The organism is Sodalis sp. RH15, assembly GCF_047324255.1.
GTDB classification, from domain to species: Bacteria; Pseudomonadota; Gammaproteobacteria; order Enterobacterales; family Enterobacteriaceae; genus Acerihabitans; species Acerihabitans ligni.
This window is the reverse complement of record NZ_CP178738.1, coordinates 5350938-5365537: the sequence shown is the minus strand read 5'-3', so window position 1 is coordinate 5365537 and position 14600 is coordinate 5350938. Positions and strand designations below refer to the sequence as shown.

At 52.6% G+C, this 14600-nt stretch carries 18 protein-coding genes; 8 read left to right on the top strand and 10 right to left on the bottom strand.

The annotated features are described in order from the left end of the window. Nucleotides 1-29 precede the first annotated feature (29 nt). On the top strand, nt 30-671 hold the full coding sequence (locus ACL2XO_RS24395) for a glutathione S-transferase family protein (RefSeq protein WP_203520990.1): 642 nt from the start codon (nt 30-32) through the stop codon (nt 669-671). A gap of 98 nt (nt 672-769) precedes the next feature. Here ACL2XO_RS24395 and ACL2XO_RS24390 read toward each other — a convergent pair whose 3' ends face one another. The 7 genes from ACL2XO_RS24390 to ACL2XO_RS24360 all read right to left on the bottom strand — a co-directional run bounded on the left by ACL2XO_RS24390 (nt 770) and on the right by ACL2XO_RS24360 (nt 7784). Then, nucleotides 770-2107: an MFS transporter gene (locus ACL2XO_RS24390; protein ID WP_413741738.1), complete on the bottom strand. Its 1338-nt coding sequence runs from the start codon at nt 2105-2107 to the stop codon at nt 770-772. Nucleotides 2108-2286: 179 nt separating this feature from the next. Next, nucleotides 2287-3060: a GntR family transcriptional regulator gene (locus ACL2XO_RS24385; RefSeq protein WP_132925363.1), complete on the bottom strand. Its 774-nt coding sequence runs from the start codon at nt 3058-3060 to the stop codon at nt 2287-2289. Continuing rightward, a complete protein-coding gene (locus tag ACL2XO_RS24380) occupies nt 3023-4159 on the bottom strand; it encodes a mandelate racemase/muconate lactonizing enzyme family protein (RefSeq protein WP_413741737.1) in 1137 nt (378 codons plus the stop codon). The genes ACL2XO_RS24385 and ACL2XO_RS24380 overlap by 38 nt, the downstream gene beginning before the upstream one ends. Nucleotides 4160-4357: 198 nt before the next feature. Then, on the bottom strand, nt 4358-4816 hold the full coding sequence (locus tag ACL2XO_RS24375) for a GTP-binding protein (protein ID WP_413741736.1): 459 nt from the start codon (nt 4814-4816) through the stop codon (nt 4358-4360). A gap of 130 nt (nt 4817-4946) precedes the next feature. Continuing rightward, nucleotides 4947-5942, bottom strand: a complete 996-nt coding sequence (locus tag ACL2XO_RS24370) for a hypothetical protein (protein WP_413741735.1) — start codon at nt 5940-5942, stop codon at nt 4947-4949. A 359-nt stretch (nt 5943-6301) separates the two neighbouring features. Then, the gene (locus tag ACL2XO_RS24365; RefSeq protein WP_413725700.1) at nt 6302-6796 is read right to left on the bottom strand and encodes a DUF1198 family protein; all 495 of its coding nucleotides are present in this window, start codon (nt 6794-6796) and stop codon (nt 6302-6304) included. Between the two features lie 85 nt (nt 6797-6881). Next, the gene (locus ACL2XO_RS24360) at nt 6882-7784 is read right to left on the bottom strand and encodes a LysR family transcriptional regulator (RefSeq protein ID WP_413741734.1); all 903 of its coding nucleotides are present in this window, start codon (nt 7782-7784) and stop codon (nt 6882-6884) included. Nucleotides 7785-7921: 137 nt separating this feature from the next. Between ACL2XO_RS24360 and hpxD the strand changes: the two genes are divergently transcribed. After that, nucleotides 7922-8956 carry a molybdenum cofactor-independent xanthine hydroxylase subunit HpxD gene (gene hpxD / locus ACL2XO_RS24355; RefSeq protein ID WP_413741733.1) on the top strand — a complete coding sequence of 345 codons (1035 nt, stop codon included), beginning with the start codon at nt 7922-7924 and terminating at the stop codon, nt 8954-8956. Nucleotides 8957-8975: 19 nt separating this feature from the next. Then, nucleotides 8976-9944, top strand: coding sequence for a PDR/VanB family oxidoreductase (locus ACL2XO_RS24350; protein WP_413741732.1), 969 nt, complete (start codon nt 8976-8978; stop codon nt 9942-9944). 128 nt (nt 9945-10072) lie between these two features. On the opposite strand, the gene ACL2XO_RS24345 is transcribed toward ACL2XO_RS24350, so the two are convergent. Then, on the bottom strand, nt 10073-10282 hold the full coding sequence (locus ACL2XO_RS24345; RefSeq protein ID WP_203520999.1) for a hypothetical protein: 210 nt from the start codon (nt 10280-10282) through the stop codon (nt 10073-10075). A gap of 375 nt (nt 10283-10657) precedes the next feature. On the opposite strand from ACL2XO_RS24345, the gene ACL2XO_RS24340 reads away from it, so the two are divergent. The 4 genes from ACL2XO_RS24340 to ACL2XO_RS24325 all read left to right on the top strand — a co-directional run bounded on the left by ACL2XO_RS24340 (nt 10658) and on the right by ACL2XO_RS24325 (nt 12177). Then, nucleotides 10658-11218 carry a GNAT family N-acetyltransferase gene (locus ACL2XO_RS24340; protein WP_413741731.1) on the top strand — a complete coding sequence of 187 codons (561 nt, stop codon included), beginning with the start codon at nt 10658-10660 and terminating at the stop codon, nt 11216-11218. Nucleotides 11219-11344: 126 nt separating this feature from the next. Further along, the gene (locus ACL2XO_RS24335; protein WP_132925394.1) at nt 11345-11584 is read left to right on the top strand and encodes a type II toxin-antitoxin system Phd/YefM family antitoxin; all 240 of its coding nucleotides are present in this window, start codon (nt 11345-11347) and stop codon (nt 11582-11584) included. Nucleotides 11585-11586: 2 nt separating this feature from the next. Continuing rightward, nucleotides 11587-12024 (top strand): type II toxin-antitoxin system VapC family toxin, encoded by a 438-nt coding sequence (locus tag ACL2XO_RS24330; RefSeq protein WP_413741730.1) that lies wholly within the window; start codon nt 11587-11589, stop codon nt 12022-12024. A 3-nt stretch (nt 12025-12027) separates the two neighbouring features. Then, nucleotides 12028-12177, top strand: a complete 150-nt coding sequence (locus ACL2XO_RS24325) for a hypothetical protein (RefSeq protein WP_413741729.1) — start codon at nt 12028-12030, stop codon at nt 12175-12177. A gap of 15 nt (nt 12178-12192) precedes the next feature. On the opposite strand, the gene ACL2XO_RS24320 is transcribed toward ACL2XO_RS24325, so the two are convergent. Next, complete coding sequence (locus ACL2XO_RS24320) at nt 12193-13134, bottom strand: aromatic alcohol reductase (RefSeq protein WP_413741728.1); 942 nt, start codon at nt 13132-13134, stop codon at nt 12193-12195. A gap of 84 nt (nt 13135-13218) precedes the next feature. Here ACL2XO_RS24320 and ACL2XO_RS24315 point away from each other — a divergent pair, with 84 nt between their 5' ends. Beyond that, nucleotides 13219-13632 (top strand): winged helix-turn-helix transcriptional regulator, encoded by a 414-nt coding sequence (locus tag ACL2XO_RS24315; protein WP_413741727.1) that lies wholly within the window; start codon nt 13219-13221, stop codon nt 13630-13632. Between the two features lie 48 nt (nt 13633-13680). Here ACL2XO_RS24315 and ACL2XO_RS24310 read toward each other — a convergent pair whose 3' ends face one another. Then, on the bottom strand, nt 13681-14592 hold the full coding sequence (locus ACL2XO_RS24310) for a manganese catalase family protein (RefSeq protein ID WP_132925401.1): 912 nt from the start codon (nt 14590-14592) through the stop codon (nt 13681-13683). Nucleotides 14593-14600 lie beyond the last annotated feature (8 nt).

The window sequence follows — 14600 nt, the reverse complement described above, 5'->3', positions numbered from 1 at the left end:
GCGCCGCGCTTTTTTACAGGATAAACATTATGAAAATTTACGACACCCCGGGCTTTCCCAATCCCCTGCGCGTGCGCATTGTTCTCGGCGAAAAAGATCTGCTGTCACAGGTGGAGTTTATCAAAATCGACCTGATTGCCGCCGAGCATAAACAGCCGGCGTTTCTCGCCATTAATCCCACGGGTACGGTACCGGTGCTTGAACTGGATGACGGCACGTATATTTCTGAATGTACGGCCATTACCGAGTATCTGGACAATCTGGCGGGGAATCCAACCCTCACCGGCAGGACGGCGCGGGAAAAGGCGGTGATCCACATGATGCAAAAGCGCGCCGAGTCTGAGCTTATCGATGCCATCGGCATCTATTTCCACCACGCCACGCCCGGCCTGGGGCCCATCTTGCAGGCCCATAAGCATCCGGAATGGGAGGGGCGGACACAATGGGGCCGGATGCATCGCGAACAGGCGGAGGGCGGTCTGCACTATTTCGATAGGGTACTGCGAGAGCAGCCATTCATCGCCGGAGAGGCATTTTCCATGGCTGACGCCACCGTATTGGGGGGACTGCTGTTTGCGCATTATGCCGATATCCCGGTGTCGGCAGAGTATTCCGCGCTCTTGGCCTGGAAGGAGCGCATGTACCAGCGCCCGAGCGTGGCCAACGCCTAAACCTTTTCCCCCTATACCTCTTCGGCTTGGTGAAGGGTGCCGCGACGGACGGCATCTGACGCGGCGCCCTGTGTACGGCGCCGCGGGCGGAGTTGATTTCAATATTCAGTGCTTACCGCCCTTTTTTGTACGCGCACCAGGGCATATATGGCGACAAAGGTCGCCAGGCAGCACAGGGACATATACCCCGCCACATAATAGGGGCTGCCGCCGGCCGCCGCCACCAGCGCCGTGGCGATAAACGGGGTGGGCCCGGCGATAAGCATAGCGTTGAGTTCGCGGGTGATGGCGATGCCTGAATACCGGTAACGGGTCGGGAAAAGATTGGACAAAAACGCGCCCTGGGCCCCCGCCAGGGTGGCAAAACCCACGCCATAGGCAAGGGACATGGCCAGGATGGAGAACAGCAGATTCCCCTGTTGCAAGATCATTAAAAGCGGATAAACGTAGATGCCGGTGAACACGGCGCCAAAGGCATACACCGGCGCGCAACCGATTCTATCGGCGATTTTGCCGGCCAGCGGCGTCATCAGCGCGCCAACGAGAGTAGAGATCATCACCACAACCAGCCCGTCGCTTTTGGGCATTTTTACGGTGTTGGTCAGATAGCTTAATACAAAGCTTCCCAACAGGTACGCATTGGCGTTATGTCCGGTGATCGACAGGAAACCGAATATCACTTCTTTAGGGGAGTTTTTAAGCAGATCCTTAATGGGAATCTGTTTTTCGCGCTTATTCTTCGCCGCCTTGGCCATGGCTAAATTGTATTCAGGCGTTTCTTCCAGATGTTTACGGATATAAACGGCAATAACAAATAAAAAGATGGAAAGTAAAAAGGGTATCCGCCATCCCCATGCCAGCAATACGTCTTCCGGCAACTGCGCCACCGCCAGAAATACGATGGTTGAGAGCAGTATGCCGCCTAACGAGGCGGATTGAAGTATGGCGGTGAGCTTGGCCTGTTCGCCGGGGGGGGAATATTCCGCCACCAGGGTCACGGCGCCGGCGTATTCCGCACCCGCGCCGAAACCCTGCAATACGCGGGTAAGCACCAACAGTATGGGCGCCAATATGCCCACCTGGGCATAGGTGGGCAACAGCCCCATGCCGACGGTGGCGATACCCATCAGGATAATGGTCAGCAATAAGGCCGGTTTCCTGCCGAATTTGTCGCCGATATGAGCAATGATCATCCCGCCGATAGGCCGAACGAAAAAGCCGATGGCAAAGGTGGCGAAGGCGGCGAGAATGCCGGCCAAATTGGAAAGCTGGGGGAAAAAAAGTTTATTGATAACCAGGGCCGACGCGGAGCCATACAGGGCATAATCGAACCATTCAATAACGGTACCAACGGTGGATGCGATAACCGCGCGCCTTATTCCCGACCTTTGCTTGACCAGAGTGCTTTGTGGCAGAAAACTTTTTTCAGCGTTCATTCTGTCTCTCCTGAATTCGATACCATCTTGATATACGCCAATACGGGTAGGTAAATAAAAAATAATGTCATGCAAAAAAATAAACAGCACCGCGGCTCAGCAAAAGCCGATATATAAAGAGAGTCTTTGGAAAAACCGCTCCCAAACGCTGGCGCGTTGCGAGAGTATTGATTTATTTTTTAATCAATAAACAGTTCAGCCCGCTTTTTGAAAATGAACTCCCTGAAGTTTTCCACTAATTTAAGATGGTCGATGAGAATTCTACTCACGCCGTCATCATCCTTGTTTTTGATGGCCAGCAGCAATGCACGGTGTTGCAGAATGGCCGTTGCTTCGTGATGTGCTTCCTGCAATTCGATATAGCGAAGCCGGTTCAAATGGGAACGCATTTCTTTAACGATATAAGCAAGGCTGAGATTTCCGGAAAATTGAATGATGCAATCATGGAATTCTTCATCTAATTTGGTGAATTCATAATAATCGAGCTTTTTTATCTCTTCTTCCTGTTTTGTTATCAGCATTTCTGCTTTTTCCAACAGCGTAATGCTTTCCAAGGCGGTTTTATCCCATTTTCCCGCGGCTTCCGTGAAGGCCTCAAGCTCCAGGACTTCCCGGATCCTTTGTGCCTCCCTGACTTTTCGTTTGGAGATAAACGATACCAGCGCGCCTCTCTGCGGCATAATTTCCAGCAATCCGTCAACCGACAGGCGGAAAAAAGCCTGCCTGATAGGGGTACGGCTGACGCTGAATTTATTGGCCATTTCATTCTCGGAAATCATCTGTCCCGGCAGAATTTGCACCGAAACAATCCTGTTTTTCAGTTCTTTATAGATCTGGTTTTCCAATGTGTTTCTGTCGAGTTCAAAAGCATTGGATGTATTTGCGTTCATACCTGTCTCCGGTAAAAAGCCGCCGTTATTTACTGCCGCCTTTAAATGAATTTCTGACATCATCGGGATTTAGCTTTATCGATATTAACGCTTTTTTATCAAATACGATGCCATGGCCTGGTTTTTCACTGGGATAGGCTATGCCATTTTCTATCGTGACGGACCCTTCCGCTATGCCCAGTTCCTGGAAAGAGCCGCCGATAACGTTTTCCAGCATGAAGCCGTTCGGCACGCCGCACAGCATATGGACGGACAGCTCCATCATAAAATGCGGCGCGACTAATTTACCGAAAGCCTGGGATAAATGCGCTATTTTGAGCCATTCGGTGAAGCCGCCGACAAACGCTACGTCCGCCTGGACAAAATCGATGGCGCCGGCCTTCAGGTAGTCCAGAAACTGCGATCGGGCATGCATGCTTTCGCCATGGGCCAACGGCGTCCTGACGGCGGCCTTCAAATCGACATAGCCCTGAAGATTATCATGCAGCAGCGGTTCCTCAATCCAGCCCAGTCCTAAGGCGTCCAGACGGGCACAGTTTACCAGCGCGTCGCTGCCGGACCATTTCTGGTTGAGGTCGACCAGCAGCTTTCCGTCGCCGCCCAATTTCTCCTTCGCCTTTACAATTCGCTCGATATCTTCTTCCAGGTCATCCCGACCGATTTTGAATTTGATGGTTTGATAACCCCTGGCGATATAATCATCCACCCTGTCCAGAAAGTTCTCCAGCGGGTCATCCTTGCTGAGATTAATTTCGCTGATATAGGCCGGGATGTCGGAACGCATGCCGCCGAAAATTTTATATAAGGGCTGATTGAAAACTTTACCTTTTATATCCCATATCGCTATATCAATGGCGGCGATTGCCATTAGATTCACCCCGATACCCAGGCGCCTTGATTGGCGTTGCAGGGTGTGCCAGATTTTTTCGTTATCCAGCGGGTCCATGCCGATAACCAGCGGCGCCAGGTAATTTTCAATCAGCGACGCAATGGCGGTGCCTCCGATATCCACCGTATAGGTAAAGCCGGTTCCTTCAATATTTTTGTCTGTCTGAATCTCAACGATGATGAATTCAATGCCCTGGACTTTATTGGTAGCGTCTTCCCAGGCGACGCTGGGCGGCGTTCTGTAAACCGAGACATTTATATTGCTGATTTTCATTGTTTTTACCCTGTTAAATTGAATAAAGAACTCTTACCGGCCGGTAGTTATCCTTTTTCAGGCGCCTGGACAACGCTTTATGGCATTTATGTTAACAACCAGTATTGTTTATGTAAGAATATCTTGGACACTTGTATCCAAGTGTTCAAGATTAAAAAATCGAAAATGTGAACAAAGCCGCAGATTCTGATCAGCGGTTTAATACCATGCCGGGAACGGATCGCTATACCACTGCCAGATTTTCGCTCCCAGCGCCATTTCCTCATCGGTTAATAAACAATCATCAAATCGTTTTCTCAACACCGCTTCATCAAGGCCGCGGCCTATCAATACCAGCTCCTGCCGGGCATCGCCAATTCCTTCAAGCCAATGTTGGCGTGGATGAATCCGGGCTTGGGCATCGTGGGACATTGTGTCGCGGGGTATGGCGGGCCACCACTGTCCCGCCAGCCCATAAATGCTCACGCCACCGGTGCGGGACCAGAAACCGGTGTAACCGGGACGCGTAGCCAGCCAGAAAAAACCGGTGGAGCGTATGACACCCGGTAAATTTTCTTCAAGAAGAGGATATAAACGCTCAGGATGGAAAGGTCGACGGGCGCGGTAGATAAAGTTGCCCATGCCGTATCTTTCGGTTTCGGGTAAATTATGGTCCATTGTGTTTTGTCCTTTTCAAAAGGGGGCAAGATTTTAAGCAAAAGAATTCCCTGATGCCGGCGCATCATTAATGTCTCTTTTAGGTAGGTCTTAATCACGATCAATAATAAAAAAGTCATCTCCCCATGGTTTAATCATTTGTCCCATGCAGGTACTTATTTGCGATGGCCCGCCATTCCGGCGTCATGTAATTATCCGGATAACGCAGCGGTAAATTCTCCTCCGGACGCCAGCTGTTCAACGAGCCCACGGTTTGCGGCAGGAAGGCTATCAAAGCCGGCAGCGTTACGCCGCTGCGCAGCGCCATCATTTGCCCCGGCCGCAAGGCCACCGTGTTCAGATGTAATCGTCCGGCGGTCTGGGCCAGGGCGCAAAACCCCATCAACATCCGGTATTGCGACCGGGCCTGCTCATTACTCCACGGCGCCTGTTCAAAAAGCCTCACAGTATTGATGCTTACGCCGTTAATGCTTTTACGGCGCAGAACATACAGCCCCACATGATGATCGTTATCGATATTGTTATTGAGCAACGAGTGCTGGCTTGAACGAAAGAAATAAACATCCGTTTTAATATCTCCGCTGTCGGCGGATAGCAGGCTTTTGGCCGCATGGTCCAGATTATCCCGCCACCGATGGGCAGACAGGGCGAGGTTGACCGGCGCGGCGGTTTTTGCCTTCAGCCAGTCGGCATCGATATTGAACCAGCCGGCTATGCAATCCAGGGTTTCTTCATTGAGATAATCCAGCGTTCGCGCCCGGTCTTCCAGCACCCCCAGGCGAATGTTGAACGGCGCCAGCAGCGTCGCCACTTCGGTGATGCCCAAACCATGCGCTTCCATAAGTAATTGGAAACGTTCGTAAACATGACTGGCCTGATTTTCAAACGGCAGCAGCATTTCACGGATAACCCCTTCCAGAATGAGATTGATCAGGCCGGAAGCCGATATACCCAAACCGGCTGATTGACGAACGACAAATTCCCGAACGCCTGGTTTAAGCCGCAATGCCAAGGGATCGTGGGATTTTCGTCCGTCTCCGGCGGCGTGAAGCAGGGCTGCAACAGATTCATCTTCCTGGCCGGCATAGATGCGTGCCATTACGGCGGTAAAGGTGGGTGTAAACATATTCGCTCCGTTACCATTAATCTATTCAAAATGTATTCAAGAAGTATACCGAAGCAAATACTTTAAGACCCATAATCGATAATGTATAATTGATAAAATCGATCGTTCGGATCGAATCTATTTATGTATTCTGATCGAATACATATATATATTCAAAGCGAGTCACCCATAATTGGGCAATATTATTTTTCACCCTGTAATGAATTTTAGCATATTCCAATTTGGCTTAAGTCGCTATTTTTATACTGCCGCGATTTTCTAGGAGAGGAATAAATAACGGCAGGTTCCGCCTGGATGAGAGGGCGAGAGGGCGGCAGGAGAGGGCGGCCGTGCGCACGAAGCCACGCCGGCGGCGCTGCTTAATGTTTCGGTGAAACGCCGTCCATATAGAACACATTGCCGTTGGCGGCGGGGCCCGCATCGGCGATGGCGGTAAATCGTCCGTTATAGCGCAGGCGATAAGCCGCGAGCTCATCGGCATCCGGCTCCAGTTCCCGTAAAAACGACAGCGCCAGACGTACGTGTTTATGGGTCAGCTCCGCGGGCAGCCGCGCTTTACCCAGCACCGAGTGCCAGAACAGCAGGCTCTCTTCGGACTCATCGATAATAAAGGTCTGGTAGATCAGCAGCACGCCCGCCGCGTTGCCGATATGGGCCTCGGTATTATGCAGCAGATAGCTGACGAACTCGCCGCCGGGGGTCTTCCCCATCTGGCTTATCATGGATTCCACGTAAACCGGCTCGATGTTCAGCCGTTTGGTCAACGCCTGCGACGCCCGGCGGGAATCGGAGTTCACAATGCGAAAGCCGATAAGAAAAACGACAGCCAGTGTCGCCAGTATTAGCCAGATCATGGGACATCCTTTAGCAAACCAAGCCCTATCATAAGGGTAAACCATAGAAGAGAAAACAGCGGTGTTGAGGGAAGGTTGTCTTCGTTCACGCCATTTCATCCAGCGTGACCGCCAGCTTCTGTATCATCATCTGCGCGGCGCGCGACAGCTGGCGGCGAGGGGCGACGCAAAGCGCCAGGGTTAAAGGGCGTATCGGCCTGCCCTGGATGGGAACGAACAGCAGCTCGCCTCTTTGCACCTCGGTGATGACATCCAGTTTGCTCAAGATGCCGATACCGGCCGACTGGCGAATAAACGATTTGATCATCCGGATATCATTGCACAGGATCCCGGCGTCGGGGGTGATGCTGTGCCTTTTGTAGTGGAGATGCACCCGATCGTGCACGGTCAGTGGGGCTGCGGGCATAATATGGCGGTATTCCGACATCTGGCTGATGGACACCGTTTGGCTGGAAGCGAGAGGGTGGGCCGGCGACATCACGATACCAATGGGTATTTCAATAAAGGTTTTCACCTCCAGCCCATGATGTTCCACCGGGTCCAGCATAATGGCGAAATCCACTTCCGCATCCGATACGCGCCGGCTGATGTCACGGCTGTCATTCACGCTGATATCCAGCGTCAGCCAGGGACATTCCAGCGCAATCTCCGCCAGCTTTCCGGCGATGACGCCTTCGCTCAGCGCCTGGATCAGCGCTAGGGATACATGGCCGCGCTTGAGTCCCTGGAGCTCATCAAAACGTTCTCGGGTGCGTGAGTATTCGCGGCGCCAGCGGAGCAAATCATCGCAGAGCAGCTCTCCGGCGGAGGTTAACCGCAAACCGGCGTGTAGCCGTTCAAATAACAATACCCCCATTTCCTCCTCGGCGTTCAGGATTTGCCGATTGATAGCCGACGCGGAAACGTGAAGTTTTTCAGATGCATTACGCAAACTGCCGCTACGGGCGACCTCCACAAAATAGGTGGCAAATCTGGAGAAAGGATCCACTGGCGTCGCTCCTGTACTGTTTTTTGCAGAGTAAAAGTTAAAATTCTGTTATGGACTGCAACACCAAAGTGTATTCACAATGTAAATGCAAGAGCAATGTCTTATCCATTATTTTTTGTGAGTCTGAGAGGAACCGGATGATGAATAAAATAGCGCCCCCTCCTCACTGCAGTTTCGAGCCTGACGACTGGCTGCGGCTGGCCGGCTATTGGTATCCCGTGGCGCGAGCGTGCGATGTGGGCAACGCGCCGCAAAAGGCGACCTTGCTGGACGAACAGTTGGTGATTTACCGGCTAAAAGGGCAAATTGTCGTCGCCAGAGACGTCTGTCCGCACCGCGGAGTGCCGCTGACGCTGGGATTTCAGGAAGAGGAGGGCATTGTTTGCCCCTATCACGGGCTGAGGTTCGGTGTAAATGGCCGCTGCAACCGGATTCCCTCCAGCCCGGGACAAACCATTCCGGCAAAGCTCAACCTGACGACATTCCCTGCACGGGAGCGTTATGGGCTGATCTGGACCTGTCTGGCACCGGTGCAAGACACTGACGCTCCGCTGCCGTCGATGCCCCACTGGGACGATGCCGGTTTTCAGCAAATAACCTGCCCCCCGTTCGATGTGGCGGGTTTTGCCGGGCGCCAGGTCGAAGGTTTTTTGGACGTCGCCCATTTTGCCTGGATCCATACCGCAACCTTCGCCGATCCCGACAACCAGGAAGTACCGGACTATTCCCCCGCTGAAACGCCGTACGGTTTTTCCGTTGATTACTGGAGTACGGTGGGAAATTATCCCGCCAGTGCGGAGCACCGCGGCCCCGAGGGCTTTAAATGGCTGCGCCGTTTCGATATGTATCTGCCGTTCACCGCCACGCTGACCATACATTTTCCCGGCGAGTCGCGGCTGGTCATAATGAACGCGGCCTCCCCCGTTTCCGCCAGAAAGACCCGCATGTTCGCGCCCATCGCCCGTAACTTTGACCTCCATGTACCGGTTGAGGACGTGCATGCCTTTAACCATAAGGTTTTCGAAGAGGACCGGCTGATGGTGGAGACGCAACGGCCGGAACGCCTTCCTCTCGATTTGACGCTGGAGGCGCATATTCCCGCTGACCGGAGCTCCATTGCCTACCGGCGCGGACTGAAAAAACTTGGTTTCGGCGAATTCTTCCTGGTTTGAAATCTAAAAGGAAACGGAAATGGAAAAACTTGCCGTTTTTGTCGATGCGCTCTCGCGCCAGGGAGAACATTGCATAGCCGTCAGGCTTACCCCGGAACCGGGGAAATCGCTGCCGGCTTGGGAAGCGGGGGCTCACATTGATCTCCATCTGGCCAACGGGCTTATCAGGCAATATTCCCTGACGGGGCCTCCGGGCGGAACGGATCATTATCTCATCTGCGTTAAAAATGAACGGGATTCCCGCGGGGGTTCGCGCTATCTGCATAATGAACTGCGGTTAGGCCAGCAGATGGAGATTTCACCGCCGCGAAATCTCTTTCCCCTCGAAGAGGCTGACAGCTATCTGCTTATTGCCGGCGGGATCGGTTTGACGCCTCTGCTGGCGATGGCGGAAGAACTGGAGCGCCTTAAGCAACCCTTTGAGCTGCGTTATTATGTGAAGCGGAGAAGCCACGTAATATTCCGGGAAAGGCTGGACAACCATTTTGCCTATGGCCGGTGCCATGTCGGGTCGGGTTGCGAGGGAAGATCGCCGCGGACAGCGTTGCCTGAAGGGCTGGCGCAGCCCGCCGCGGGGAAAAAACTGTATTTGTGCGGCCCAGAGGCGTTTATGTCGCATATCCGCAACAGAGCGCTTGATGCCGGCTGGCGTTCTGAAGACATTCACTCTGAATCATTCCAGCCCCGCGCGCGTAATATACCCTGCACCCAGATAGAGCATGATTTTACCGTAACGCTGAAATCCAGCGGGATGTCTTTTACCGTTCCTCCAGACAAAACCATCGCCGCCGTGCTGCAAGAGCATGGCGTCGATGTGCCTCTGTCCTGTGAAATGGGCATTTGCGGCGCCTGCCTGACGCCGGTGCTGGAGGGCAAAGCGGACCATCGCGACACCGTGCAGTCAGAAACGGAAAAGGCCGGCCATAAGCAGCAGATAACCCTTTGCTGCTCCCGCAGCCTGACCGGCAATTTGGTTATTGATTTGTAGGATTGTCCGTGGCGATGGAGAAGGGGCACATGACGCATCTCCATCGCCCTTGCAGGCGTTAGCCCGTTGATTATTGACACCGCCTCCGAAAGCTGATGCGGTGGTATTAAAATGTTATATAGGTGGTTTTAAAGATTTTGGCAGGAAAGGGAATTTTTCAGGGTGAAGATGAAGTTACCGTTTTCTTTGGTTATTTTACCTCCGGTGGCAGTTAGGTTCGAAGTCAGTTCAAAAAACTCATCGCTGGTCATTGCGAAGGCGAATTCAACTTTTTTTGCCTTGCCCGTTTTGAGGATATTTTCAGCTTCTTTTAACGACGTCGCTTTATAGAAACACATAAGCTTATCCTTTTCTCTGATTGATTTTGGTGAGTTGTTTACCCGAAGTTGCACCAAAACAGTTCATATATCATATTAAATCAAAGATAAACAGATCTGGAGGGGCATGGTGTGGCTTTTTTGCATTTTGCCGGATCATGAAAGCAAAAGGGTTTAAACGTTTAACAATCTTCTGAACGCCAGCGAGCCGCTGTGGGTCAGGGTGACTTCCCTGAAGCCCGGCGTTCTGGTTAACTTCGTCAAAGAACGAAACGTAGCGGAAACTGGGGATGGGGTCTCTCCATTTCTCGGTACATTCACCGTTTTTTTACTTTTATTGCGGCTTCGGATGGACTATTTTGCGCTGACAGGTCGGTAAACAGGATGGCTATTATCATGAAAATCATGGATTTTCCGGTGGAATCTCTCTGTAATGACTCCATTCGACTCATTGCGCCTACGATGAGCAGAGTTGAAGAAATGCTCATTTTGATAAGTCATTTCAATGAATTGCATCATGATTTCCTTTTATGGGCATCCAGGGAAAACAGCCTTGATGATGTTCGGGAAAATATGCGGGCAGCGATACAGGATTTTGCAAAGGATAGTAACGAATACAAATTCCTCATCATCAGTCGCGAAAGCCAAAAACTCTTGGGTTGCATCAGTCTTTTTATTCGTAATCCGCAAATCCCCTATTATGAAATAGGCTATTGGCTTGCAACCGACGTTTTGGGCAAAGGATTGATGACCCAAGCGTGCATTTTGGTGCGAAACCTTGCCCTCGACGTTTTGAAAGCGAACCGGTTGGAAATCAGAACCGCGGGAAAGAATATTCGTAGCGCTGCCGTGGCGCTGCGTTGCGGTTTCAAGCGCGAAGCCGTTCTTTCCAACGAGCGTCTCGATGGCCATGGCCGGTTGGATGACACCCATATCTATCTCTACACGACGGTATGATACCTTGGGATGAAAGCCTCAATGATTATTTGCATGTCTTGACCAACAAAATTAGACCAAGTAGACTCAATGCAGTTGACCAACTTTTTTTGACGCTGGCTTACCGTTAACGCCAAGGGGGCAGTGATGCAAAAAGTAAATCTTTATGATGCAAAAACCCATCTTTCCAGGATTATCTCCAAAGTACAAGAAACGGGAGAAACCTATGTGATAGCTCGCAACGGCAAGCCTATGGCTAAAATCGTCCCTTTGTCGGCAGCGGAAAAAACACCCAGGATTGGCTTTATGAAGGGGAAAATCTCGGCTCCCGATAATTTTAACGAGCTGAACAGTGACGATATTTCCGACCAGTTTTATGGGAAGTAAGAATGCCGACGAAAAAGGATGATATCAAAAAGTTGCTTTTTGCGGATTATCTATTGGACACCCATGTTTTGATTTGGGTGGCGGGGGAGCCTGAGCGATTGAACAGCAAGGTTATTGATATCCTGTCCAATGAGAAGAACCGTCTGTACTTTTCCTCCGTATCTATTCAGGAGATCGCTATCAAGACCGATTTGAACAAACCTGATTTCAGTATTGATGCCGAGGCATTGACCAAAGGCTTGCTGGAGGCGGGCTATACCGAGCTGCCGATGACGTCGCGACATGCTAGCGGTATCAGTGGCTTGCCGGTGATGCATAAAGATCCGTTCGATCGTCTGTTGGTTGCTCAGGCGAAGGCGGAGAATCTGTACTTTATCACTAACGATGGCATTATCATTAAATTTTTCTCTGATTATATCAACATCGTTGAGTGTGTTTAAAAATTGGCCCATGCCCATGCCCATGCCCATGCCCATGCCCATGCCCATGCCCATGCCCATGCCCACGCCCATGCCCACGCCCATGCCCACGCCCATGCCCACGCCCATGCCCACGCCCTTGTTCTTGTCAGGGTTTTAGCCGCTGCCGGCTAGGCCGGCAACCACACATCACTCTGCTGGTTTATTGTTTTCCAGCCACTGCTTTACATCGGTAACCCGAATTCCGTTGCGGGCGTTATAACTCTCTTCTTTCCGCCAGGCCACGCCGTCCGGTCGCGCAAAGGCGAGCCGGTAGGCCGCCGCCACATCGTTTGGCGCGGCTTTTGTCGCCTGCCGCAGGTCATCATGGCTATGCACCTCTAGGGTGAAGGGACGCTGATAATGCTCACTCAACAGCGTGGTCAGCCGGCGGTAGGTAAGGGTATCGCCGGCGATATACACCACTTCATCCTCGATAACAGGCTGATGGAAAAATATCTTCGCCGTCAGGATGCCTATGTCCTCCGGCGTGGTAAGGGTCAGCCCATAATCCCCATCGCCTGGCGCATGCACCCGATGCCGGGGCATGTCCACCAGCCCGAAGCCGGGTTCGAAAAGATAGCTGGTGAACATGCCCGTGGAAACGATGACCCAGCGGGTCTGGCGCTGGGCGCGTAACATTTGACGCACGGCCAGCTGTTCATCCCACACGGGCTGCCCGCTGTCCAGACCCACCCGATCGTAATCCACGCCAAACTGCCAGGGAAAATAACGCTCTACGCCGGCATCGAGCACTGCCTGGGTAATTTTAAGCTGGGTCCCCGCTCCGCCGACAAAACCGCTGCAATTGATGATGGCGTCATAAGAGGTGAAGCGCTCAGCCAGTTCTTCAGCGGTTAGCCGGCTGAAATCCGCGGTGATTACCGCAACGCCCCAGGCCGCTAGCCGTTGGCGGCGGGTCCGATTCGCCGGACCGTCATCTTTTAACGATGCCGGGCGCAATAATACGGTTAAACTGATATCGGGATGCCGTTCGCGCTCTTTTACAAAGGCGTCAAGCATTGCCATACCCAGTTCTCCGGCGCCGAGAACCAGAATTTTTCGCCATTGACGAGTCATTGAACCGTTCATAGTATCCTCCTGTGGATGTGGCCACATCCTGCCAGCAGCAAACCCATGCCGCAATCAGGTACACAGATGATACCGGGGGAGTGAATGAAACTAGCGAAAGCGCAGATAGCGCAATTCTCTGCCATTTGTGATGCGCTGAGCGATGAAGATGACGACCTGAAGCGGGGAATTCTTGCCCATGCCGGCAACCGCTGGTCGCTGGGGGTGGTGTATGCGTTGGGAACAAGGGGGACGTTGCGTCATGCGGAGCTGATACGTGCATTACCCAAGATTACGCAAAGAATGCTGACCCTGACGTTGCGCCGTCTTGAGAGGGATGGCCTTATCAGCAGGCATGATTATCAGCAGAAAACGCCGCATCCCAGGGTGGAATACGGGCTGACCACGCTGGGAGAAAGCATGCTGCTTAATATGCTGCCGCTATGGAACTGGATCATTGAAAATTCGGCGGCCTTTCGCCAGTCCCGCGATGATTTCGCGGCCAGGGAGGTGGGATAACGGCTTATCCGCAGCTGTGGATTTCCCACGGATAAACCGCCGGAAGCGTTATTTCTTTTTCGATGCTTTGCCTTTTTCCGCCGCTTCATTTTCAATAGGCGGGACCGCGCCGATTTCCGCGCCGGTTATGGGGTTCACCGCTGGGTCGGATGCCGTGCGAAGCGCGAGATTGTCCAGGTTGGCCTGCTGTTTTTTAGGCAACGTCACGCTGGCGCCGCCGTCGCCGCCATCCACCGCCGGCGCCGGTTCGGCCACGTAGTTGAAATTCTCGTCCGAGTTCCAACTGCCCCTGACTTCGCCCCCGTCGGACATATTGAAATAGGTGGCGGCATATTTCTCTATGGGCGGCAGCTTGCCGGGCGGGAAGTTGTCGCGAATGGAATACAACGCTTTCTCAAATGAAATCTGGTGGGCCACTTCACGGGTCATCAGAAAACCCAGCGCGTCTTTGACGCCGGCGTCATCCGTCAGGTTAATCAGGCGTTCATAGATGATTTTGGCGCGGGCTTCCGCCGCGATATTAGAACGTAAATCCGCCGTGACCTCGCCGATGGTATCGATATAAGCGGCGGTCCAGGGTGCGCCGGCGGAGTTGGTCAATGCCGGCCCGCCGCCGTATAATAGCGCCGTGGTATGGCTGCTGTTGCCATTGCCGGTTAATGAACGATAAAGCTCGCCTGCCTGTTCGGTGCCTTCAGCGAGATCGCCTTTGGCGCCTTTATTCAGCATGCCCACCAGGGTACCGATGATTTCCAGATGGCTCAGTTCTTCGGTGGCGATATCCATCAGCAGATCCTTGCGGCCCGGATCCTCATCCCCGATACCTTGGGTAAAATAACGGCATGCCGCCGCCAGTTCTCCCTGCGGGCCGCCGAATTGTTCAAGGAGAAGATTCGCCAGCCCAGGATTAGGATGGGCGACGCGGACGGTGTACTGCAGTTGTTTTACATGTCTAAACATTACTCTCT

Coding starts and splice junctions, on each gene's coding strand:
- ACL2XO_RS24390 (WP_413741738.1), bottom strand. CDS start 2,107: ATGAACGCTGAAAAAAGTTTTCTGCCACAAAGCACTCTGGTCAAGCAA.
- hpxD (WP_413741733.1), top strand. CDS start 7,922: ATGATGAATAAAATAGCGCCCCCTCCTCACTGCAGTTTCGAGCCTGAC.
- ACL2XO_RS24340 (WP_413741731.1), top strand. CDS start 10,658: ATGAAAATCATGGATTTTCCGGTGGAATCTCTCTGTAATGACTCCATT.
- ACL2XO_RS24385 (WP_132925363.1), bottom strand. CDS start 3,060: ATGATGTCAGAAATTCATTTAAAGGCGGCAGTAAATAACGGCGGCTTT.
- ACL2XO_RS24315 (WP_413741727.1), top strand. CDS start 13,219: ATGAAACTAGCGAAAGCGCAGATAGCGCAATTCTCTGCCATTTGTGAT.
- ACL2XO_RS24330 (WP_413741730.1), top strand. CDS start 11,587: ATGCCGACGAAAAAGGATGATATCAAAAAGTTGCTTTTTGCGGATTAT.
- ACL2XO_RS24365 (WP_413725700.1), bottom strand. CDS start 6,796: ATGATCTGGCTAATACTGGCGACACTGGCTGTCGTTTTTCTTATCGGC.
- ACL2XO_RS24335 (WP_132925394.1), top strand. CDS start 11,345: ATGCAAAAAGTAAATCTTTATGATGCAAAAACCCATCTTTCCAGGATT.
- ACL2XO_RS24380 (WP_413741737.1), bottom strand. CDS start 4,159: ATGAAAATCAGCAATATAAATGTCTCGGTTTACAGAACGCCGCCCAGC.
- ACL2XO_RS24350 (WP_413741732.1), top strand. CDS start 8,976: ATGGAAAAACTTGCCGTTTTTGTCGATGCGCTCTCGCGCCAGGGAGAA.
- ACL2XO_RS24395 (WP_203520990.1), top strand. CDS start 30: ATGAAAATTTACGACACCCCGGGCTTTCCCAATCCCCTGCGCGTGCGC.
- ACL2XO_RS24310 (WP_132925401.1), bottom strand. CDS start 14,592: ATGTTTAGACATGTAAAACAACTGCAGTACACCGTCCGCGTCGCCCAT.
- ACL2XO_RS24345 (WP_203520999.1), bottom strand. CDS start 10,282: ATGTGTTTCTATAAAGCGACGTCGTTAAAAGAAGCTGAAAATATCCTC.
- ACL2XO_RS24370 (WP_413741735.1), bottom strand. CDS start 5,942: ATGTTTACACCCACCTTTACCGCCGTAATGGCACGCATCTATGCCGGC.
- ACL2XO_RS24375 (WP_413741736.1), bottom strand. CDS start 4,816: ATGGACCATAATTTACCCGAAACCGAAAGATACGGCATGGGCAACTTT.
- ACL2XO_RS24320 (WP_413741728.1), bottom strand. CDS start 13,134: ATGAACGGTTCAATGACTCGTCAATGGCGAAAAATTCTGGTTCTCGGC.